At 51.2% G+C, this 20,003-nt stretch carries 19 protein-coding genes; 13 read left to right on the top strand and 6 right to left on the bottom strand.

Annotated features, from left to right (window positions below; translation table 11 throughout):
- Positions 1 to 14 precede the first annotated feature (14 nt).
- Genes fliP through HOM51_01555 form a run of 4 tightly spaced genes read right to left on the bottom strand, consistent with a single transcriptional unit; the run spans position 15 to position 1,834 of the window.
- Positions 15 to 779 carry a flagellar type III secretion system pore protein FliP gene (gene fliP, locus HOM51_01570; GenBank protein ID MBT5033184.1) on the bottom strand — a complete coding sequence of 255 codons (765 nt, stop codon included), beginning with the start codon at positions 777 to 779 and terminating at the stop codon, positions 15 to 17.
- Complete coding sequence (locus tag HOM51_01565) at positions 779 to 1,123, bottom strand: hypothetical protein (GenBank protein ID MBT5033183.1); 345 nt, start codon at positions 1,121 to 1,123, stop codon at positions 779 to 781. Before HOM51_01565 ends, fliP begins: the two co-directional genes overlap by 1 nt.
- A gap of 34 nt (positions 1,124 to 1,157) precedes the next feature.
- Complete coding sequence (locus tag HOM51_01560) at positions 1,158 to 1,508, bottom strand: hypothetical protein (GenBank protein ID MBT5033182.1); 351 nt, start codon at positions 1,506 to 1,508, stop codon at positions 1,158 to 1,160.
- On the bottom strand, positions 1,505 to 1,834 hold the full coding sequence (locus HOM51_01555; GenBank protein MBT5033181.1) for a flagellar protein FhlB: 330 nt from the start codon (positions 1,832 to 1,834) through the stop codon (positions 1,505 to 1,507). The genes HOM51_01560 and HOM51_01555 overlap by 4 nt, the downstream gene beginning before the upstream one ends.
- Positions 1,835 to 1,972: 138 nt before the next feature.
- Between HOM51_01555 and HOM51_01550 the strand changes: the two genes are divergently transcribed.
- Positions 1,973 to 2,848 (top strand): carboxyvinyl-carboxyphosphonate phosphorylmutase, encoded by an 876-nt coding sequence (locus tag HOM51_01550; GenBank protein MBT5033180.1) that lies wholly within the window; start codon positions 1,973 to 1,975, stop codon positions 2,846 to 2,848.
- A 283-nt stretch (positions 2,849 to 3,131) separates the two neighbouring features.
- Complete coding sequence (locus HOM51_01545; GenBank protein ID MBT5033179.1) at positions 3,132 to 5,768, top strand: PAS domain S-box protein; 2,637 nt, start codon at positions 3,132 to 3,134, stop codon at positions 5,766 to 5,768.
- Positions 5,769 to 5,784: 16 nt separating this feature from the next.
- Here the strand turns inward: HOM51_01545 and HOM51_01540 are convergent, their stop codons facing one another.
- The gene (locus tag HOM51_01540; GenBank protein ID MBT5033178.1) at positions 5,785 to 6,621 is read right to left on the bottom strand and encodes an MBL fold metallo-hydrolase; all 837 of its coding nucleotides are present in this window, start codon (positions 6,619 to 6,621) and stop codon (positions 5,785 to 5,787) included.
- 125 nt (positions 6,622 to 6,746) lie between these two features.
- On the opposite strand from HOM51_01540, the gene HOM51_01535 reads away from it, so the two are divergent.
- The 7 genes from HOM51_01535 to HOM51_01505 all read left to right on the top strand — a co-directional run bounded on the left by HOM51_01535 (position 6,747) and on the right by HOM51_01505 (position 12,876).
- Positions 6,747 to 7,151 carry a flagellar basal body rod protein FlgB gene (locus tag HOM51_01535; GenBank protein MBT5033177.1) on the top strand — a complete coding sequence of 135 codons (405 nt, stop codon included), beginning with the start codon at positions 6,747 to 6,749 and terminating at the stop codon, positions 7,149 to 7,151.
- 37 nt (positions 7,152 to 7,188) lie between these two features.
- Entirely contained in the window at positions 7,189 to 7,599 is a 411-nt protein-coding gene (gene flgC, locus HOM51_01530; protein ID MBT5033176.1) for a flagellar basal body rod protein FlgC, read from the top strand.
- Positions 7,600 to 7,703: 104 nt separating this feature from the next.
- A complete protein-coding gene (locus HOM51_01525; protein MBT5033175.1) occupies positions 7,704 to 8,030 on the top strand; it encodes a flagellar hook-basal body protein FliE in 327 nt (108 codons plus the stop codon).
- Positions 8,031 to 8,110: 80 nt separating this feature from the next.
- Positions 8,111 to 8,377 (top strand): flagellar biosynthesis protein FliQ, encoded by a 267-nt coding sequence (fliQ, locus tag HOM51_01520; protein ID MBT5033174.1) that lies wholly within the window; start codon positions 8,111 to 8,113, stop codon positions 8,375 to 8,377.
- 33 nt (positions 8,378 to 8,410) lie between these two features.
- Positions 8,411 to 9,172 carry a flagellar biosynthetic protein FliR gene (gene fliR, locus HOM51_01515; protein MBT5033173.1) on the top strand — a complete coding sequence of 254 codons (762 nt, stop codon included), beginning with the start codon at positions 8,411 to 8,413 and terminating at the stop codon, positions 9,170 to 9,172.
- A gap of 30 nt (positions 9,173 to 9,202) precedes the next feature.
- Positions 9,203 to 10,270, top strand: a complete 1,068-nt coding sequence (gene flhB, locus HOM51_01510) for a flagellar biosynthesis protein FlhB (protein MBT5033172.1) — start codon at positions 9,203 to 9,205, stop codon at positions 10,268 to 10,270.
- Positions 10,271 to 10,374: 104 nt separating this feature from the next.
- Positions 10,375 to 12,876, top strand: a complete 2,502-nt coding sequence (locus HOM51_01505; GenBank protein MBT5033171.1) for a PAS domain S-box protein — start codon at positions 10,375 to 10,377, stop codon at positions 12,874 to 12,876.
- Positions 12,877 to 12,921: 45 nt separating this feature from the next.
- Here the strand turns inward: HOM51_01505 and HOM51_01500 are convergent, their stop codons facing one another.
- The gene (locus tag HOM51_01500; GenBank protein ID MBT5033170.1) at positions 12,922 to 14,466 is read right to left on the bottom strand and encodes a sulfatase-like hydrolase/transferase; all 1,545 of its coding nucleotides are present in this window, start codon (positions 14,464 to 14,466) and stop codon (positions 12,922 to 12,924) included.
- A 432-nt stretch (positions 14,467 to 14,898) separates the two neighbouring features.
- Here HOM51_01500 and HOM51_01495 point away from each other — a divergent pair, with 432 nt between their 5' ends.
- The 4 genes from HOM51_01495 (at position 14,899) to alaS (ending at position 20,003) form a co-directional block, all read left to right on the top strand.
- A complete protein-coding gene (locus tag HOM51_01495) occupies positions 14,899 to 15,231 on the top strand; it encodes a hypothetical protein (GenBank protein MBT5033169.1) in 333 nt (110 codons plus the stop codon).
- 34 nt (positions 15,232 to 15,265) lie between these two features.
- Positions 15,266 to 15,754, top strand: a complete 489-nt coding sequence (locus HOM51_01490) for a hypothetical protein (GenBank protein ID MBT5033168.1) — start codon at positions 15,266 to 15,268, stop codon at positions 15,752 to 15,754.
- A 292-nt stretch (positions 15,755 to 16,046) separates the two neighbouring features.
- On the top strand, positions 16,047 to 17,165 hold the full coding sequence (recA, locus tag HOM51_01485) for a recombinase RecA (protein ID MBT5033167.1): 1,119 nt from the start codon (positions 16,047 to 16,049) through the stop codon (positions 17,163 to 17,165).
- Between the two features lie 192 nt (positions 17,166 to 17,357).
- The gene (gene alaS, locus HOM51_01480; GenBank protein MBT5033166.1) at positions 17,358 to 20,003 is read left to right on the top strand and encodes an alanine--tRNA ligase; all 2,646 of its coding nucleotides are present in this window, start codon (positions 17,358 to 17,360) and stop codon (positions 20,001 to 20,003) included.

Raw genomic sequence — 20,003 nt, 5'->3', positions numbered from 1 at the left:
CCGAGAGACAACCCCTAACCCCCGCCAAAACTCTTCACCAAGCTGCCGACAATCATGTACCAGCCATCGACCAGTACGAAGAAGACGATCTTGAAGGGGAGGGCGATGATGATGGGTGGCAGCATCATCATGCCCATGGCCATCAGCACAGAGGCGACGACCATGTCGATGATGAGGAAAGGGATGAAGACCAGGAAGCCGATTTCAAATGCGCGGCGGAGTTCGCTGATCATGAACGACGGTATCAAAATCCGGAGCGGCATTTGCTTGCGGATTTCTGTGTCCGAGGTTCCTGAAAGATCGGCGAACAGGACCAAATCTTTTTCCCGCACGTGACGCAACATGAAATCTCGGATCGGTTCGGCGGAGCGTTCGAAGGCATCTGCCTCGGAAATTCTACCTTCCATTAAGGGCTGAATGCCATTGTCGTACACTTTCTCAAACGTTGGCATCATGATGAAAAATGTCAGGAACATCGCGAGGCTGACGAGGACTTGGTTGGGCGGTGTCTGTTGTGTGCCAAGGGCGGTGCGAACGAACGACAGGACAATGACGATGCGTGTGAACGACGTCATCATGATCAAAATCGATGGCGCCAGAGTCAGCACCGTCATCAACAGGACGATTTGAATGAGACGTCCGGTTGAGTCAGCCCCCTTGCCCAGGTCCAGCGACACTGACTGCGCGAACGCAGAGTCTGTGCTGGCTACCAAGATGAGTAAGGCCGGGACGATTAGTTTCAGGCCAGCAATGCCAATAATCCGAAACGCCTGCGCCATTAATTAATATCCTTACCGATAGCCGGGACGCGACCGCTTGTCTCGTTTAAGACCGTCGCAAATGTATCTTGGGGTGGCTGGATGTTTGATTCGATCAGAAGATCAGACTCAGTGCCTAGCAGAACCAGATGCTCCGTACCGTCTCTTCGAAACAGCACCAGCCGGCGTTTTGAATCAAGCGGCAGCAATTCGGAAACGGCGAGCCTACGGGCGCTGTTGGCCCGTCCACTCACAGGAAACCCCAGTCCGAAACGCCGCGCAATAAGTGCCAGCAAGCCGACCAGCCCTAAGACAAAAAGCAGGGCGAGAAAGACGTAAAAATATTCTGAGGAATTGAGGTCCATGACGGTGGTCTTACCGAAAGTTTAGCTCGGGGCCTTAAACATCGTCGCCGGATTTGGCATAGGCTGCCGTCGCATGGTTGCGGGTGGAGCCGGCCATGCTTGCGGTGACCCTTTTAAACTGCCGCGTTAATTCTTTGTCCAATCTGTCTAGATCCTCGCGGATTTTAATGATCGCCGGGCGAACGCTTTCGGAATCTTTATCGCTGGAATCCTTCACCTTACTGCAGAGCGATCTGACCTTTTCCTCTAACGCGACCACGTCAACCATCTTATCCTCCTTGATGTGTTTGCGGGCGGTGTCGATGAAGGCCGATACTTTGCCGATTTCTTTTTCGATCATGGCCTGGTCAACGGTTTCGGTGTTGGATGTTTCTGTGTTCATCATGAAGCAGGGTCTCCTGGTTCGGGGTCTTGGTTTTCCGTTTCCGGGTTTTCCATTTCCGTGCTTTCCATTTCTGGGGCTTTAAGTTCGCCGCCGTTGGCACGGTATACGTAGATTAAAATCTCAGCGACGGCCGCGAAGGCCTCCACTGGAATTTCTGAATCGATATCAATACTGCTAAGAACTTCGGCCAGGTCCTGGTCTTCACGGACCTTAATGCCATTCGCAAAGGCAATTTCCAGGATTTGTTCGGCCACAGATCCCCGACCACCAGCCACGACCTTGGGCGCATATTCGCTATCCGGTTCATAGCGGAGTGCGACGGCAATGGCGTCTTTTTTAGTGGTGTCGTTTTCGGTATCATTATCGGAATTGGCCAAGTCGAAAATCCACGTTTGATTGCCTATCAATCAATAGACTTCAGTTTGGCTGAGGATGTTTAAGAAATGTATAAGGAATCGCACGCCATGGCCGACCGTTTCACCGCCCAATTACGCCGCCTTCTCAACAATCCAGGGGTTACCCTGGCCCCCGGCGTGGTCGATGCGCTGTCTGCCAAATTGGCGCGTGACGTGGGCTTTCGGGCGATTTTCATGGGTGGCAATGCGACCACAGCGGTTCGGTTGGGAACACCTGATGTCGGGCTCTTGACGTTGACGGAAATGGCCGACAGTGCAGCGCGTATCGTTGATGCCGCAGGGCTGCCTTTGGTGGTTGACGCGGATACAGGATACGGCAACGCGTTGAATGTGCAGCGTACAATCCGGGAATTTGAACGTGCAGGTGTTGCTGGGTTCCATATGGAAGATCAGGCATCGCCCAAAAAATGCGGCCACTTTCAGGGAAAGGTGTTGATACCGACGGCGGAAATGGAAGGCAAGATCAAGGCCGCCGTTGACGCCCGGCAAGACCCAGATTTTCTTATTATAGCGCGTACGGATGCAATCGCTGTTGATGGGCTGGATGCGGCCCTGGAACGGGCAGAAGCCTATTACGCTGCCGGTGCGGATATGTTGATGTTCGGCCCGCCGATGGAGGCCCAGGATTTTAAGAAAGCTAAGGTCCTGGGCGCGCCGTTGTTGGCCATTCTCGACAGCAGCGGCCGCACGCCGGTGGCCTCGCCTGAGGAACTGGAAGCCATGGGAATCAAGCTCGGCATCTTCCCAACCGCTGTCGTGATGTCCCTCATTCCTGCAATTCGCCAGACCTTAGAGGCGTTGCATCGGGATGGCAGTCTGGCTGCGGTAAAAGACGGCCTTGCCAGCTTCGATGAATACCACGAAGTCCTGGGATTGTCTGAAATACAAGAACTGGAGCAGCGCTATGCGGAGGGAGTCGAATAAATAAGGTGACGCGGATAGAACAGTCGAATAAATTTTCATGGTAAAGTTAAATCAATACGTTGTTTCTACTGGCAACATTCTATTGAGGGCACATATCTCGAACTAACTCTGGTTGTATATATTGCTCCGATTTAAACACTCAAAAATTTTTGTTTTAAATTAATACTAAAATGCAAATCACGCGCTATGATACGAAAAGTCTGTCAGAATTTTGGTCTGCCGTCGTATTTTTTCGAAAAGATGTAGCTGAGCAATCTAATAATTTTAGAATTAAGCAGGTATTATGTCTGAAATAAAGTTTGAGAAAAGGCTGAGCCGAAAGCTTATTATTCTCGTTATTTTATTCAGTTCGGCAATTACATTCCTGACGACGGGGCTTCAGCTTTATCGTGAGTACGAACATGATCTTGATTCTATTCAAGACGAATTTCGGCAAATTGGTGTAACCAGTATTCCAAGCATCACAGAAGCAATTTGGAACGTCGATACAAAACAGCTCGAGATTTCATTAAATGGTATTTTGGCACTGAAAGGCGTCGAATTCGCGGAAGTGAGCTATAAGGGTAATATCCTGGCGTCAAGTGGGACGAGGACCATTTCGAATATTATTCGTAAAAATTACGACATTGTTTTCAATCAGTTAGGTAGAAATATTAAGATCGGCATTTTGGTGGTCCATGCCGACAAGGATGCTATTTATGCCAGATTACTGGACCGGGTCGGCGTCGTTTTACTGTCGAATGGCATTAAAACATTTCTCGTTGCATTCTTCATTTCTATTCTCTTTGGCGTCTTAGTGACGCGCCATCTTGCAACCATGACGGCGTATGCCCGACGTTTGGAATTAGGTGGGGGTGCTGAAAGTCTGAAGTTAGATCGTGCGGTTTCCTCCCCTTCGAAACAAGATGAACTGGACGGTCTTGTTTCCGCAATTAACGAGATGCAGGAAAAACTTAGGCAGTCCCATTTAGCGCTTCAGAAATCCCACGACGAGTTGGAAGACCGTGTGAGCGAAAGGACAGAAGAGCTGAGTAAAAGTCAGCAACGGCTTCAGTCCATCCTAGACAGCGCAAACCAAGGCGTTTTAGTCCACCAAAATTATCGCCCCCTCTACGCTAATCAGGCTTTGGCGGATATGTATGGTTACGCGTCGCCTGATGAAATTCTTGCGCTTTCATCAACAATCGAACTGCAGTTGCCTAATCACATCACGGGTTACGACGACCATTTGAAAGGAAGTGACGTACCGCTGGACCGCGAATACAAGGGCGTCAAAAAAGACGGAACAGAACTCTGGGTTCGTCGGCGCGCGTTTATGATTGATTGGGACGGTGAACCGGCTTTGTGTTCTATGCGCGTCGACATAAGTGACAGCAAGGAAGCTGAAGACCAAATCCGCGACCAAAATGAACAGCTTGGTCTTATGTTCAGTAGCATGGCGGAAGGCATCATTACGATCACGGAAGGTGGCGAAATTGAGACAGTAAATCCCATGACGGAAGAGATGTTTGGCTATGCGGCGGAGGAATTAATCGGCAAGAACGTAAAAATTCTCATGCCTGACCCGTACCATAATGAGCATGACAGCTATCTTTCCAACTATCACGAAACCGGGGAAGAAAAAATTATTGGCATTGGGCGCGAAGTTTTGGGGAAACGTAAGGACGGTACAACCTTTCCCATGGATTTAACCGTTAATAAATTTACGTCTACCGACAAAATAAAATATATCGGAACGTTGCATGATCTAACTGCCCGCAAAGAATCCGAACAAGACCTGATAACGGCAAGATTGGAAGCGGAGTCTGCCAATCAAGCCAAAACAACGTTTCTCGCATCTGCCAGTCACGACGTCCGACAACCCCTCCAGGCTCTTGGGATGTTTCTATCTGTGCTGGAGGATAAGCTTTTCGCGACGTCAGTGGGTAAGGATGAAACCATTCAAACACTTGTCGGTCGAATGAATGACTCGGTGACGGCTTTGGATGGATTATTCTCGTCATTGCTGGAAATCTCCAAGTTAGACGCCGGGACTCTTACGCCGAACTTATCGGACTTTGGTCTTGATGCTTTGATGTCACGATTGTTTGGTCAGTTTGAAGCTCAGGCCAAGGCCAAGGGACTTAATTTCAGCATGGAGGCGGCTGAATATAGAGTCCGGTGTGACGAAGCACTCTTAAGTCAAATTTTGAGTAACTTTTTGGGCAACGCCATACGTTATACGGAAAATGGTAAGATCAGCTTCGCTGCCCGCCAATCTGGCGGTCGGATAAATATAGAAGTGACAGACACCGGCATTGGAATTCCGAGTGATAAGGTCGGTAATATATTTGATGAATTTTATCAGGTGGGAAATCAACACCGTGACCGGACAAAGGGTTTAGGGCTCGGCCTGGCGATCGCAAAAAGAACGGCCGACCTCCTTGGCCTTCCCTTGACGGTGGCATCAGAGGAAGGTCGAGGAACCACGTTTGCGATCAGTATTCTCCCGCTTGAGGGCCAAGAACTGCTGGCCGAACCGGAACCCATGTCAACGGTACAAAAAGATATGGACTCAAAAACAGTTCTGTTGATCGATGACGATCCCAGCGTTTTGGAAAGCCTAAAACTTCGCCTCGAATCCTGGGAATACAACACGCTGGCGGCAAATTCGTTTGAGGAAGCACAAGGGCTCCTCCGTAAAAATAATGTCACTCCGAAGATCATCATTTCTGATTTACGGTTGGCCGGGCATATGGATGGTATTCAAGTAATCAAGACGTTGCAGGGCGAGTCAGAACACCAAATTCCGGGGATTATTCTAACTGGGGATACCTCACCTGACCGTCTCAAGTTTATTAAGGAAGCCGGGCTCTCTATCTTACACAAGCCGGTTAAGACAGAAAGATTGGCTGAGGTTTTAAAAAACACGTTCAATTGATAACGAGTTCTATTGGTCAGTCTTCGCCGGCCACTCCGCTCCAGAATTCAGCGTTTAGCAGTAAAATTTCGGTCGTTTTGGGCAGGGATCGCCGGTTGATAAGCACAGATGTTTGCTTGGTGGTCTTGACCGGAAATTTTTTATTGAGGAATTGAAGAAAGCTGTGGGAATCGGTTTCGCTAAAAAAATGCATTGGGATGACCAATTTCGGCGAGATTTTTTTGATCGACAGCATAACCTCTTCGAAGCTCATGGTCATAAGGCCATCAATGGGAATAAATAACACGTCCGTCCGGCCTAATGCCCGGCTTTGCTTCGAGCCAATTACGTGATGGAGGTGACCCATGTGGGCGAAGCATAAGCCATTGGTTTCTATGACGAAAATTGAATTTTTGTTGGTTAGTCTATCGCTAAATCTCTCGACATTCGTCGGCACGTTATAAACCCGCATATCCTTAGTTTTAATATCATGTTTGGCAATGCCGCCGTTCGGGTCCCAGCCTCTCAGCACGAAGGAAGTTTTGGGGCTGAACACATCTGTATAGTGCGAGCTATGGGAATTGTTCATGGTCACAATCGTGGGCGGTATTTTGGGTGTGTGAATGCCGTTGAAGTCAGTGGCGAGAGTGATTCCGGCGGGCGATTCGAGGACGAAAGTTGAGTGGCCAATAAAGGTGATTTTTACGTTTCCTTTTGGAACAGATGCCAACTGGAAGGCTGCTGGCTGAAATAGGGAAGGGCCTTCAACAAAACCGAACGTACAGGCACGGTCAGCGGCAGTAGCCGGCGCTGTCCCCAGAGTCCAAATCGTAAATATGGCCATGGCAATGAAAAAGCCCTTAGCAGTGTGCATTGAGGTCTCCTTTATCGCCGAATATTTCCGAATTTTAAGATTCAATTAAGTACCTATGGTCTACCATCCCGACGTGATTATCTAGACTGAAATATAGAGTCTGAAGCAAGAGGCCAAAATCCCTTATGGATTTCAATCAAATACCGATTTTCAGTGTTATCAAAAAGCGCATGGAATGGCTGACGGAGCGTCAGGAAGTTCTTGCGTCGAACATTTCGAATTCGGATACGCCTGGCTATAAGCCGAAGGACCTGAGGCCCTTCGAGTTTGAGGATTTGATTCGCCGTCAAAACAGCGCGCTGAATATGAGCGTTGAGAACCCACAGCACTTGGAAGGGCAGCGCAAGCGCATCGCTGATTTTGACTCAGAAGAGACCCACAAGCCTTTTGAAACAGCACCGCAAGGGAATGCGGTCGTTTTGGAAGAGCAAATGATGAAGGTCGCGGAAACGACAGCTAAGCATAAATTAACGTCGGAACTTTATAAGAAACATTTGAACATGTTCCGCATGGCCCTCGGCAGAAAATAGGGTTAACGGAAGCGATCATTAAGACAGGAATACGGCGATGGATGATATTTTAAAAACAATGAAGATTTCGGCTGCGGGTATGCGGGCGCAGGGGCACCGGCTCCGGGTGATCTCAGAAAACATCGCCAACGCCGAATCCCTGCCACAGTCGCCTAACGACACGCCTTACAGACGCAAAGTCGTGACGTTTGAGAATGAACTAGACCGTAGAATCGGACTTGAAACAGTGCGAATCGGTAAAGTTAAACCTGATAATTCGGATTTCGGTAAGCAATATGATCCGGCCCATCCGGCAGCGGATGCAGACGGCTATGTGCAAACACCGAATGTGAAAATACTTGTGGAAATGATGGATATGCGAGAGGCGCAAAGGTCCTATGAAGCCAATATCTCCGTGATACGGGCTTCTAAGGCAATGTTGACTCAGACCATTGATGTCTTGCGCTAATTATTTGGCGCTAATCATTTGGCGCTAGTCATTTAGGGCAAAGAGGTTGGGTAGCCTCTTTAAAATTCAATTCGTGGGTCGTAAATAACGGGTAAGAGATTAAAATGGTAGATCCGACACAAAGCTTTACAGGTGCTGTCAACGCCTACGCCAATGCGGCGAAACCGACAAGCAAATCCACCGAAGGTCTTGATGCTCGGGATAACGGTACGGGTGATGAATTCTCTGAATTGGTCAAGGGCGCGCTGAAGCAGGCCGCCGAGATTGGCCGTGAAGGTGAGCAGAAGACCCTTGCCGGTGTTACTGACAAGGCGGACTTAAGCAGTGTCGTGACGGCAGTCGCAGAGGCGGAACTGACCTTGCAAACCGTGGTCGCCGTCCGTGACAAGGTTATCGAATCTTATAAGCAAATCCTCCGCATGCCCATGTAGCGGCCCGGTCTAGTGTTAGCCGACCTAGTGTTGGATTAAAAACACTCGAGCAGCACCTAATTTTCTGGAGGAATTCCTCAATGAATGAGGTTACCGTCGTCGAAATTGGCAGAGAAGCCTTAACGGTGATTTTAAAGGCTGCAGGGCCAATCATGATTGCCGGCATGCTGGTGGGCTTGGTTATTGCGTTGTTCCAAGCATTGACCACCATTCAGGAAATGACCCTAACGTTCGTTCCAAAGATTATTGTTATTTTCACGGCGGTGATTGTGTTGTTGCCATTTATGATGACGACAGTGATTGATTTCTCGAAATCACTGTTCGAAAGAATTGCGACAATGGGTTAGTGCCGCATGTTATGTCTAGATCAGTAGCCAATCATGCTGGCGGAATTTATTAACCTCAATATATATACGTATTTTTTGGTATTCGCTCGCGTTGGCTCGGCGATTTCTGTATTGCCGGGTTTTAGTTCTGCGTGGGTGCCCGTGCGCATGCGTTTGGTTATCGCGATCGGCATTTGTTTTGTCATAACGCCACCCCTGGCACGTTATCTTCCACCATTGGCCGCGACGCCTATAGAACTTGCACTGATGATCATGGGTGAAATAATCATTGGGCTTTATTTCGGTGCAATTGGGGTCATTTTAATTGCCTGCTTACAATCGGCAGGTAGCTTTATCGCACTATTTTCCTCCCTGGCGAATGCGATGGTCCGCGACCCCATCGCAGACCAGCAGTCATCTTTGATTTCTGGATTTCTAAGCCTCGTTGGACTGCTTTTGGTAATCGTGACCGATACCCATCATCTGATGCTGCGGGCGTTAGTCGATAGCTATGGTCTGTTTGAACCGGGTAAGGTGATGGTTGGTGGCGATGCCGTGCATTTAATTGCCCGCAAGGTTGCTGATAGCTTTAATTTGGCCCTCCGCATAGCGTCCCCTTTGATGGTGACGTCATTGACTTATTATCTGGGCCTCGGAATTTTGGGCCGGTTGATGCCGATGCTGCCAATTTTCTTCATCGGGTTGCCGTTGCAACTCTTAATGCAGATCATAACCTTGATGCTGGCTCTGCCGGCGATCATGATGGTGTTCATGAAGTATTTTCAGGACGGCTTTGTTATGTTTTTGGCCCCGTAAGGCCAATGTTTCTTGGTATTAGGATAAGATATGGCTGACGAAGACCAAGCTTCAAAATCAGAAGACCCGACTGCCAAACGATTATCTGAGGCGCGGAGCAAAGGTAATGTTCCGAGCTCAAACGAAATTAAAAGTTGGGCTATTTTGATGGGAGGGGCGGTAGGACTGTTTTCGTTGTTTCCGAGGCTCGCCGTTGACATTAAAGCAATGGCCATGAAATTCATTGAAAGCCCCCATGCTTTCGAAGTCAGTCCCCCGGGGTTACAGAACCTTTTCGCCGGCGTTGGCATCGATCTCCTTATCGCGATGATACCGATTCTGCTGTTGTTAATCGTCTTGGCATTGGCGTCCAACGTGATGCAGGCAGGACTTGTCTGGGCACCGTCAAAAATAAAGCCCGAATTCAGCAAAGTTTCTCCAGTATCTGGCGCTAAGAAGCTTTTTGGCCCCAAGGGGTGGGTCGAATTCATCAAAGGCATAACAAAGATTGTGGTGGTTGGGGCAATTGCTTTCGGTTTGTCTATTCCATTGTTGAGCGATATCGAGAGCGTTCCAACGATGGAGCTAACAACCATTATCGAGAAAATTCAGGCCATTGCCATTGAAATGACGGTTGCGACCGTCGTTGTCATGACGGCCATCGCTTTGCTCGACTTCGCGTGGCAGAAATATACTCATACTCAGGATCTAAAAATGAGCCCGCAAGAGGTCAAGGACGAACACAAGCAGTCCGAAGGTGATCCTTTAGTAAAAGGTAAGATTAGACAAATTCGCATGGAACGCGCGCAACAGCGCATGATGGCCGCTGTGCCAGAGGCCGATGTGGTCGTTACCAACCCGACCCATTACGCAGTCGCGCTGCAATATAATATGTCTGAAATGACGGCCCCTGTGCTGGTGGCGAAGGGAATGGATACGCTGGCTTTCCGGATCAGGGAGGTCGCGGAAGAAAACGACATTCCCGTCGTTGAAAATGCCCCGGTTGCGCGCGCTCTTTACGCCGCTGTTGAATTGGACGAAGAAATTCCTGACGAACATTATATGGCTGTCGCCGAAATCATCAGCTACGTGATGCGGCTTCGCGGTGAACTTAACTAACTGGCTATAGAAAGGCGGCATTCGACGTGTTCACGTCACCTGATAGTCCCCATGCAAAATATAGCGCGCCCTTGGCAGCGGCACCGGGTGTAAGCCTTTGGCGTTTGTTGTTGCCGTGGGGGCTGGCATGTTTGCTGTCGGTCGGGGGTGTTGCCTACTTAGGATATATACAATCCGATCCATCTACCCTTGTGTCGGCACTAATTTCAGGTCTCTCGGGTCTGGCTGCGGCGTTTCTGCTGGGTTTCGTTTGGACGTGGGGTCGGCATGGATCGGCGGCGCCGTCGGCCAAGTACCTGCTCAATGCCGCCGATAAAAGTCCTCATGCGCATCTGATCACCACATCAAGCGGCGACTTGATTTACGCCAATGCCGCCTTCAATGCGATGTTCCCAGTATCGCGTGAAGACAGTGGCAAGAAGCCCCCTCCGTTGGAAGTAATGGCGCGGCATCTGAATGGCGGTAGTGAAGCGGGTGAAGTGCTTCAGCGCCTCCGCAATCAAGCGGCCTTGGGCGCGCGGGCTCACGAAGAACTTTCTGTTATGGGAGGCAGCAGTGGCATCCCTGAGTGGAGACGGTTTGCAGTCCAACCCGTTGGCGGCTGGGGCACGATGTTATGGGTTGTGGAAGATGTCACCGCTCGTCATCAGATCGACACGGTTCTACGCCGCGAAGAAGAAGTCTTAGCCGATCTCTTGGACCAATTGCCGGCAGGTTTCTTTTCTGCTGACGCCAATGGACGGATCATATACGCCAATCAAATTTTAAAATCTTGGCTGGGACTGGCTGACGATGAAAATCTTATCGGCCGGAGTTTCTCCGAGTTCGTGGCGCTGGACGATGACGATAGCAACACCCCGGTCTGGGAAGAAGGTGATGTTGATGTTTCGCGTGGCGAGGTCGCTCTGCGCGCGGTTGATGGCTCTACGTTCAAGGTTTGCTTAATCCAGTCGCAGCAAATAGGCGATGCTGGCGATATGGTTTACAGCCGGTCAATCGTGCTCAAGGACATGGCGTGGCGGCGAGACGGAGTCGGCGGCGAGGCCGCCCGCTGGCAATTTGAAGAAGCCCCCGTCGGCATTGTCATGATAGACCTGCAAGGCAACATCACCGACTGCAACCGCGCGTTCTTGAGCCTGCTTGGCGTTCATCGGGACGCGGTGGCGGGACTACCATTCTCTGATCGCTTGATCCAAGAAGATCGTGGCGAAGTCGGTGGTGTGCTCTCCAAAATCGTCATGGGGGCCAGTCGGGCAGCGCATTTAGAAGTCCGCATGCCGGCGTCGCGGGAACGCGAACTGGTGGTCTCGCTCTATGCCAGCCGCATTGATGATGACGATGGTGACATTACAGGCTTGGTTCTGCACTTCATTGACGCGACAGAACAAAAGCACTTGGAGGTTCAATTTGCTCAGTCCCAAAAGATGCAGGCCGTCGGTCAGTTGGCAGGTGGCGTGGCGCACGATTTCAACAATCTGCTGACCGCCATGATTGGCTTCTGTGATCTGCTGCTGGAACGCCATGGTCCAGGCGATCCGTCCTTCGCCGACATCATGCAGATCAAACAAAATTCCAATCGCGCGACCAATCTGGTGCGCCAACTGTTGGCGTTCTCCCGCAAGCAGACCCTGGAGCCGGAACTGATCGATGTTAGTGAACTGCTCGGCGATATCTCTAATTTGTTGGGCCGCCTGATCGGTGAGACCATTGATCTTAATATAGAGCACGGTCGGGACTTAGGTCTGATCCGTGTCGACCGCGGTCAGTTCGACCAAGTGATCATTAACCTGGCTGTGAATGCCAGGGACGCCATGCCCGGCGGCGGGGCGGTGACCATTCGCACCAATTCTGTAACCCTGGAAAAACAGGTCTCGCGCGCCCACGAAGTTATTCCCGCTGGCGATTATGTGACAGTTGAAGTGGTCGATACGGGATCGGGCATTTCGCCTGAAAACATCAATCATATTTTTGAGCCGTTCTTTTCCACGAAAGACGTTGGCGCGGGCACAGGACTCGGGCTCTCCACTGTTTATGGAATAGTGCATCAGTCGGACGGCTTTATCTTCGTCGACAGTGGCTTAGGTGCCGGCACCACGTTTATGGTTTATCTGCCGCGCAGTGAAGCCGGTGCGGATGAGGCGACACAGTTCGATGCGGACGGCGAAGCGATCTCCCGCGAAGACCAAGTCCGCTTCTCCCCGAAAGACGAAGGCGATGCGCCAGATAGTGATCTTACGGGGGAGGGCACTGTTCTATTGGTCGAAGATGAAGACGCCGTCCGCATGTTTGGGGCCCGCGCGCTGACCAACAAAGGCTACAACGTTCTAGAGGCCGATAACGGCGAAGCCGCCCTTGATGTCATCAACGGCACGGAAGAAACCATCGACTTAATCGTCTCGGACGTGGTCATGCCCGGCATGGACGGCCACACCCTGGTCCGCCTGGTCCGCCACGAACTCCCGAACGTCAAAGTGATTCTCATGTCCGGCTACGCCGAAGACGTCTTCATCGACGAAATAGACCGCGATCCCGACATCCACTTTCTGCCAAAACCGTTCAGCCTGAAGAAACTGGCCGGGAAGGTGAAGGAAGTTATGGAGGGATAGGGGCCGCGCATGACCTCATCCTTCTTTAAATCAAGGCGGTACCCTCTAATATATGCCAACGGCGGCAGGCAGATTATTTAGCAGCGGGCCGGGGCGTTCTTTGATCATATCTTCCAATTCGCGCTGCACGGCGCTTACCGCCGGGTCGCCGTACCGATTGTCCATTTCGGTTGGATCGTTGAACAAATCATAGAGTTCGCCGTCACCAGATATTTGTTCCATCGTGAGCTTATGGGTCTTGGTTCTGACCGTCTTCAGATGCAATTCGACCCCGGCGCGAATGGCCTGCATGTTCCATTCACAATACGCCACGTCGCGACTGGCGGCCCGATTTTCTATAAACGGGCGAAGGGTCTCGCTTTGAATGCCATCAAGTTTCCCAACGCCTGCGTAGTCCAGGAAGGTCGCGCATAGATCCATTGTCGAGACCGGGGCGTCGACAACATTATCGGCAGGAATGCCGGGCCCCGTCATCACCAAACCAACACGCAATAAACCATCGTACATCATCGGCCCTTTCAGATAGAGGCCGTGATCGCCGAGGAATTCGCCGTGATCTGTGGCGTAAATAACAATGGTATTTTCCGCCAATCCCAAATCTTCGAGCGCGGCTTGAATGCGCCCGACGTTGTGATCGATCATGGATATCATGCCATAGTAATTCGCCGTCATATGGCGCAGTTGTTCATCGGTTTGTGGTGGCAAACGCGATACTTTTTTACGGTGTTCTCTTAAACGATCATCATCGATCTGGGGTTCACTTTCCAAGGCGGCCCGATGCCACCACGGTCGTCGGTCAAGATCCATGGTCCTGTGTTCCGGCAGGTCCACCTCATCCGGGTGATACAACCGGCTCCACGGCTCCGGCGGTGCAAAGGGCTGATGCGGGTCTGGAAAGGACACCCACGCGCAGAAGGGGTTTTCTTTTTGCTCCTGGAGGTAAGAAATTGCTCGGTCTCCGACCCATGTGCTGGTGTGCCACGCAGCGGGCAGGGCAGAATTCCATGTGTTGGCCGCACCCGTATCAGGGGGCAGCCCGGTTGCATGAAGTTTAAACGCTTCGCCATCTTTATTCCGCGCATTAAACCAATGTTCGTAATGCTGACCATGAGGCGGGATTTCGGGTGGTCGCTTGCGATGGAGGTGGCCCATCGTCACCAACTCGACGTGCTCGAACCCGGCGTAGGGGCCCGTCCAGTTTTCATCATAGTCAGCCGAACTAAACCGGCATTCCGGCGTGCCGGTTGGATTGAACGTTTCAAATGTCGAGAAATGGGCCTTGCCGATAAACCCCGTGTTGTATCCAATCCGAGCGAGCTGGCCAGCAAATCCATTGGCCGCAATATTAGGATCAAGGTCAATGCCGTTGTCGTAAACCCCATGGGTGAGCGGCAGCATGCCCGTCAAGATTGAGGCGCGTGACGGCATGCAAATCGGGTTCGGCGTAATGCAGTTGCTAAACCGGGTTCCCGAATCGGCCATCATTTCAACATGGGGCGCACGGGCACCTCTTGTTTCGAAGGCACCGAAACAGTCTCCGCGTTGCATATCTGATGTTATGAATAGAATGTTGGGCTTTGACTTAGACATGGCGGGGCTCCTTCACTTTATATCCAATCCTACCACTGGTCCTCTTCGAACGGAAGAAGGCCCCTCACGAGATCAATCTAATCTAATGGCAAATCGAAAAACTTGCTGCGCTAATGAATGATTTTAGATGCAGTTGTGGTTTGTGTAAATTTCAATGTTTACACCCCGTGTTTCCGACCTTGTGTTTCACAGCCCTGACCCTGCCATGCGCTTAGGCACCTTCAGGTGTTTCTTCACCACCTTCCCAGTACTGAGCAGAAGCAATAACACCCAAAATTATAGATCATAGAGTGCCATCGTATTCATATTGTTGTTTTGCACATCTAATTTATTGACGTCACATTTTTTTTCTGAATAGTACGCTGTATAAATTGGTTCGTGTCGCGGGGAACACGCCTAAAAATTATCGATCCAAGGGGGATAAACGTTCTAATGAGAAATCTTGTTATTTTACTTTTGGCTTTTTCAGTGGCAGCCTGCGCCGATAGAGCATCAAGTGTGGCACCTGTAAGTGTGTCTGCGGGTGACTATGCGTCTATGTCTTGTGGCGATACAAAAGCCATGCTTAAGGATAAAAGGGTTTTAAGGGATACCCTTGTTAATCAACAAAATAATGCGGCGATTGCTGACGCGGTTACCGTATTTCTTGTTCTTTTACCTTTAGGATCGGTGTTCGGCGCCGATGTGGAAGGTGAATTGGCCGCGGCAAAAGGTGAGGTTAACGCCCTAGAACGCGCGGTCAGAATAAACTGCAGAACAGCTTAGAACTACTATCCCAGCAAACGAGGGGATATGTTTTATGAACATTAATACGTTCGTGCTTGTTTCAGCGCTTTTTCTCGTTGGTGCGTGTTCAACCGATATTTCTGCAAGAAAGCCACTGGATGAAGGCTTGCAGAAAACCTTAGAAATCACGGAGGTATCGGTTGATACGCAAAAGGGAATTTACCCAAGTTCGAAATTAGTTTCAGCCCTCAGGTCAGCAGTCATTGAAGAGCTTTCGACTAAAATAACGCGCGGGCGGTTTGCGCGTCTGGAAATCAAGATTACCCATATAAAAATAATTAGATCAGAGAAAAGAGCCCTAACAGGCATGCTGTTAGGCGCAAATAAGCTTAATGTTACAGCCGTGATAAAAAACCAAAAAGATTCAAAACGCCTCGCGGAATATAGTGTAAATGGATCTTACAATCCCGGTGGTTTTGGCGTCTTCACTGATCCAGAAACCTCAACGGCAAAAAGTGTCGCCGAGGCTTTGGTTCGTGAAATTTATAAGGGGCGAAATTAGATTTACATTTAATCATAGAACATTGCGAATGCGGAGGTGGGTTTATGTGCTTGAAAAGTCGACCTCCAGCGAATCCAATTCTATACAACGACTTTGATGCCATACCCATGTGTTCTCCTATCCCACCTGCGAACTCGGAAATGTTCTATTTTTCCCAGAACAAACTGTGAATAAAAACCAAATTATACTTTATTATCAAAGTATTATAAAAACTTGTTGCACATGAGAACAAACCATGTACATTGATCCCCATTGCAACACGCCAACCGCTGTGGAATAAGGGAGAGACGATATGGGTCAGGCCGCATTACGTTTAGTGGAAAAGGAAGATATGGATAAGGTTAAGGCGCTGGAGGCGGCGGTCGGGCAGATCGAACGTTCTTTCGGCAAGGGCTCGATTATGAAGCTCGGCACAGACCAAGTGGTGGAAACAGAAGCCATTTCGTCAGGCTCGATAGGGCTCGATATTGCGCTCGGTATTGGCGGCTTGCCACGCGGGCGGATCGTTGAGGTCTATGGCCCTGAAAGCTCCGGCAAGACGACCCTGGCTTTACACACCGTGGCTGAAGCGCAAAAAGTCGGCGGCACCTGTGCCTTTGTCGATGCAGAACACGCGCTTGATCCGGTCTATGCTGAGAAACTCGGCGTGAACGTTGAAGACCTGTTGATCTCGCAACCTGACACCGGCGAACAGGCATTGGAAATTACCGACACCCTGGTGCGTTCCGGTGCGATCGATATCTTGGTGATCGACAGTGTCGCCGCCTTGGTGCCCCGCGCAGAAATCGAAGGCGAGATGGGCGATTCCCACATGGGGCTGCAAGCCCGGCTGATGAGCCAGGCGTTACGGAAATTGACCGCCTCTGTTTCTAAATCCAACTGCATGATCATTTTCATCAATCAAATTCGCATGAAGATCGGTGTTATGTTCGGCAATCCCGAAACCACCACCGGCGGTAATGCGCTGAAATTCTATGCCTCCCAACGGCTCGAAATCCGCCGCATCGGCGCGATTAAGGACCGCGACGAAGTGGTCGGCAACCAAACCCGGGTCAAAGTCGTGAAGAACAAGCTGGCCCCGCCGTTCAAGATGGTCGAATTCGACATCATGTATGGCGAGGGCATTTCGAAGATGGGCGAGATTCTGGATATTGGCGTGAATGACGGCATTGTCGAAAAGTCAGGGTCCTGGTTCTCTTATAATTCCGAACGCATCGGCCAAGGCCGGGAAAACGCCAAGACGTATTTGCGGGAACATCCGGAAATGGCCGACGAAATCGAATCGATCATCCGCCAAAAGGCCGGCATCGGTGACGGCACGGGAGAGGTCGAAATGGACGATGCCCCTCAAGATAGCGATGAGGCCAGCATTGAAGCCAGCAGCGAAGAGAGTCCGGACGTAGAGGAATAGAAGTCCGCGTTCTAATCCCTTAATACGGTTAAGAAGACGGTCCTCAGCATTGGGGGCCGTCTTTTGTTTTAAGGGGTTAGGACCTATGCCGTTCCTGGACAGTGCGTATCTGAGGCGTTAAAACCGATTCCTGAATTCGACGGAGCCATGGATATCCGGTGAGATATTCTGGAGACTCCCTGGGGGAAATTGATGCAGACGGTTAACGACATACGCAGTGCCTTCTTGGACTATTTTGAGTCTCACGGCCATACGGCGGAAAGCTCAAGCCCGCTGGTACCCCTGAATGACCCGACCCTGATGTTCACCAACGCCGGCATGGTGCAGTTCAAAAACGTCTTTACCGGGGCTGAAACCCGCGATTACAGCCGCGCTGCGACATCCCAAAAGTGCGTTCGTGCGGGCGGCAAGCATAACGATTTAGAAAACGTCGGTCGCACGGCACGCCATCACACATTCTTCGAGATGCTCGGCAATTTTTCCTTCGGCGATTACTTCAAAGAATTGGCCATCGAATTGGCTTGGAACCTTATCACCAAGGAATTCGGCCTGCCCGCCGACAAACTGTTGGTAACGGTCTACGCCGAAGACGATCAGGCTTTTGACCTTTGGAAAAAAATCGCCGGGCTTTCTGATAACAAGATCATTCGTATCCCAACGTCCGATAATTTCTGGTCGATGGGCGAAACGGGCCCTTGTGGACCGTGCTCAGAAATTTTCTACGACCATGGTGACCACATTCCTGGTGGCCCTCCCGGCAGCCCGGACGAAGACGGCGACAGGTTCATCGAGATTTGGAACTTGGTGTTCATGCAGTTCGAGCAGCTATCCCCCGGCGAACGGGTCGACTTGCCGAAACCGTCCATCGACACTGGCATGGGGTTAGAGCGCATCGCCGCCGTCATGCAAGGCACCCACGACAACTACAACATTGACATGTTCCGGGCCCTGATTGAAGCCTCAGCGGAGGCTGCAGACGTAGAAGCTGATGGTGCCCATAGTATATCACACCGTGTCATCGCTGATCATCTGCGCGCCAGTAGTTTTCTCATCGCCGACGGCGTGTTGCCGTCGAACGAAGGACGTGGTTATGTCGTCCGTCGTATCATGCGCCGGGCCATGCGCCATGCTCAGTTGATGGGGTGCACGGAGCCGATGATTTGGCGCTTGGTTCCGACATTGGTCGGCCAGATGGGGCAGGCGTTCCCAGAACTCATACGCGCCCAGGCTCTGATTACGGAGACCCTTAAACTCGAGGAAACCCGGTTCAAGAAAACGCTCGACCGTGGGCTTAAGTTATTAGATGAAGCAACGACAGACTTATCGGACGGCGCAGAGTTAGATGGCGAAACGGCCTTCCGGCTTTACGACACCTACGGCTTCCCTCTTGACCTCACCCAAGATGCGCTAAAATCCAAGGGGCTTAGCGTCTCCGTTGATGGGTTTAACGCGGCGATGGAACGCCAACGTGCGGAAGCCCGTAAGGCGTGGTCAGGTTCCGGCGACGCGGCCACCGAAGATGTCTGGTTCGATATTCGCGACGCAGTCGGTGCGACAGACTTTTTAGGCTATGCGACCGAATCTGCCGAAGGCCAAGTAGTTGCCCTCGTGGTGGACGGCAAGAGTGTTGAAAAGGCCCAAGACGGGGACAGCGTTGCCGTGGTCATGAACCAAACACCCTTTTACGGAGAATCCGGCGGCCAAATGGGCGACACCGGAATTTTGAAGCACGCCGACGGCGGCACAGTCACAGTTACCGATGCGCAGAAGAAACTCGGCGATCTGCATGTCCATGTCGGCATTCTTAAAGGCGGTGCTCTGTCGGTTGGGGACGAGGTCGAACTGGACGTTGATGCTGAACGTCGGTCATCTCTGCGGGCGCATCATTCTGCGACGCATCTATTGCACGCGGCCTTGCGTGAAGAACTTGGCGATCACGTGACACAAAAGGGCTCTCTCGTGGCTCCGGATCGTTTGCGGTTTGACATCAGCCACCCCAAGGCCGTGGCGTCCGATGAGGTCGCCCGAGTTGAAGCCACAGTGAACGAACAAATCCGCGCCAACGCCGAAGTCACCACCCGAGTGATGGACCCTGACTCCGCCGTTAAAGCCGGTGCCATGGCTTTGTTTGGCGAAAAATACGGCGACGAAGTTCGGGTCGTGAGCATGGGTTTGGAAGACGCCCAAGCATTCTCGACTGAACTTTGCGGTGGCACCCATGTAAGGCGCACTGGCGATATTGGACTTATAAAAGTGATTGCCGAGAGTGCGGTAGCCTCTGGTGTTCGGCGCATTGAAGCGGTAACAGGGGCCGCTGCCCAGGCTTATTTCGAAGAACAGGAACAGGCTCTCCATCAAACGGCAGGCGCACTAAAGGTACCACCGTTGGATGTGCCGGGCCGGGTGGCATCGTTAATAGAGGAACGCAGAAATCTCGAACGCGAGCTCGCCGACGTACGCAAAAAGATGGCAACGGGCGGCGGTGGTGGGTCCGATGCAGCAGAGGTCAAGGACGTGAACGGCATCAAGTTCGCGCCGCGTTTGTTGGACGGCATGCCGGCCAAGGACCTGAAAGGTCTGGCAGATGAAATTAAAAAGTCAGTCGGGTCCGGTGTGGTCGCGTTGGTTGCGGTTAACGATGGCAAGGTCTCCTTGGTCGTCGGCGTGACAGAGGATTTGGTTGAGAATATTAACGCCGTTGACCTTGTGCGTGCGGGCTCAGGTGCTGTCGGCGGTAAAGGCGGTGGCGGACGCCCGGATATGGCACAGGCCGGGGGCCCCGATGGTGGCAACGCCCAAGCGGCACTGGACGCGATTGAAGCCGCGCTAGGCGCATAA

The sequence above is a fragment of the Rhodospirillaceae bacterium genome, assembly GCA_018660465.1.
In the GTDB taxonomy this organism is placed as follows: domain Bacteria; phylum Pseudomonadota; class Alphaproteobacteria; order Rhodospirillales; family JABJKH01; genus JABJKH01.
The sequence above is the reverse complement of the archived record's forward strand: the minus strand, read 5'-3'. Positions and strand labels throughout refer to the sequence as shown.

Coding starts and splice junctions, on each gene's coding strand:
- fliP (MBT5033184.1), bottom strand. CDS start 779: ATGGCGCAGGCGTTTCGGATTATTGGCATTGCTGGCCTGAAACTAATC.
- HOM51_01565 (MBT5033183.1), bottom strand. CDS start 1,123: ATGGACCTCAATTCCTCAGAATATTTTTACGTCTTTCTCGCCCTGCTT.
- HOM51_01560 (MBT5033182.1), bottom strand. CDS start 1,508: ATGATGAACACAGAAACATCCAACACCGAAACCGTTGACCAGGCCATG.
- HOM51_01550 (MBT5033180.1), top strand. CDS start 1,973: ATGGCCGACCGTTTCACCGCCCAATTACGCCGCCTTCTCAACAATCCA.
- HOM51_01545 (MBT5033179.1), top strand. CDS start 3,132: ATGTCTGAAATAAAGTTTGAGAAAAGGCTGAGCCGAAAGCTTATTATT.
- HOM51_01540 (MBT5033178.1), bottom strand. CDS start 6,621: ATGCACACTGCTAAGGGCTTTTTCATTGCCATGGCCATATTTACGATT.
- HOM51_01535 (MBT5033177.1), top strand. CDS start 6,747: ATGGATTTCAATCAAATACCGATTTTCAGTGTTATCAAAAAGCGCATG.
- flgC (MBT5033176.1), top strand. CDS start 7,189: ATGGATGATATTTTAAAAACAATGAAGATTTCGGCTGCGGGTATGCGG.
- HOM51_01525 (MBT5033175.1), top strand. CDS start 7,704: ATGGTAGATCCGACACAAAGCTTTACAGGTGCTGTCAACGCCTACGCC.
- fliQ (MBT5033174.1), top strand. CDS start 8,111: ATGAATGAGGTTACCGTCGTCGAAATTGGCAGAGAAGCCTTAACGGTG.
- fliR (MBT5033173.1), top strand. CDS start 8,411: ATGCTGGCGGAATTTATTAACCTCAATATATATACGTATTTTTTGGTA.
- flhB (MBT5033172.1), top strand. CDS start 9,203: ATGGCTGACGAAGACCAAGCTTCAAAATCAGAAGACCCGACTGCCAAA.
- HOM51_01500 (MBT5033170.1), bottom strand. CDS start 14,466: ATGTCTAAGTCAAAGCCCAACATTCTATTCATAACATCAGATATGCAA.
- HOM51_01495 (MBT5033169.1), top strand. CDS start 14,899: ATGAGAAATCTTGTTATTTTACTTTTGGCTTTTTCAGTGGCAGCCTGC.
- HOM51_01490 (MBT5033168.1), top strand. CDS start 15,266: ATGAACATTAATACGTTCGTGCTTGTTTCAGCGCTTTTTCTCGTTGGT.
- recA (MBT5033167.1), top strand. CDS start 16,047: ATGGGTCAGGCCGCATTACGTTTAGTGGAAAAGGAAGATATGGATAAG.
- alaS (MBT5033166.1), top strand. CDS start 17,358: ATGCAGACGGTTAACGACATACGCAGTGCCTTCTTGGACTATTTTGAG.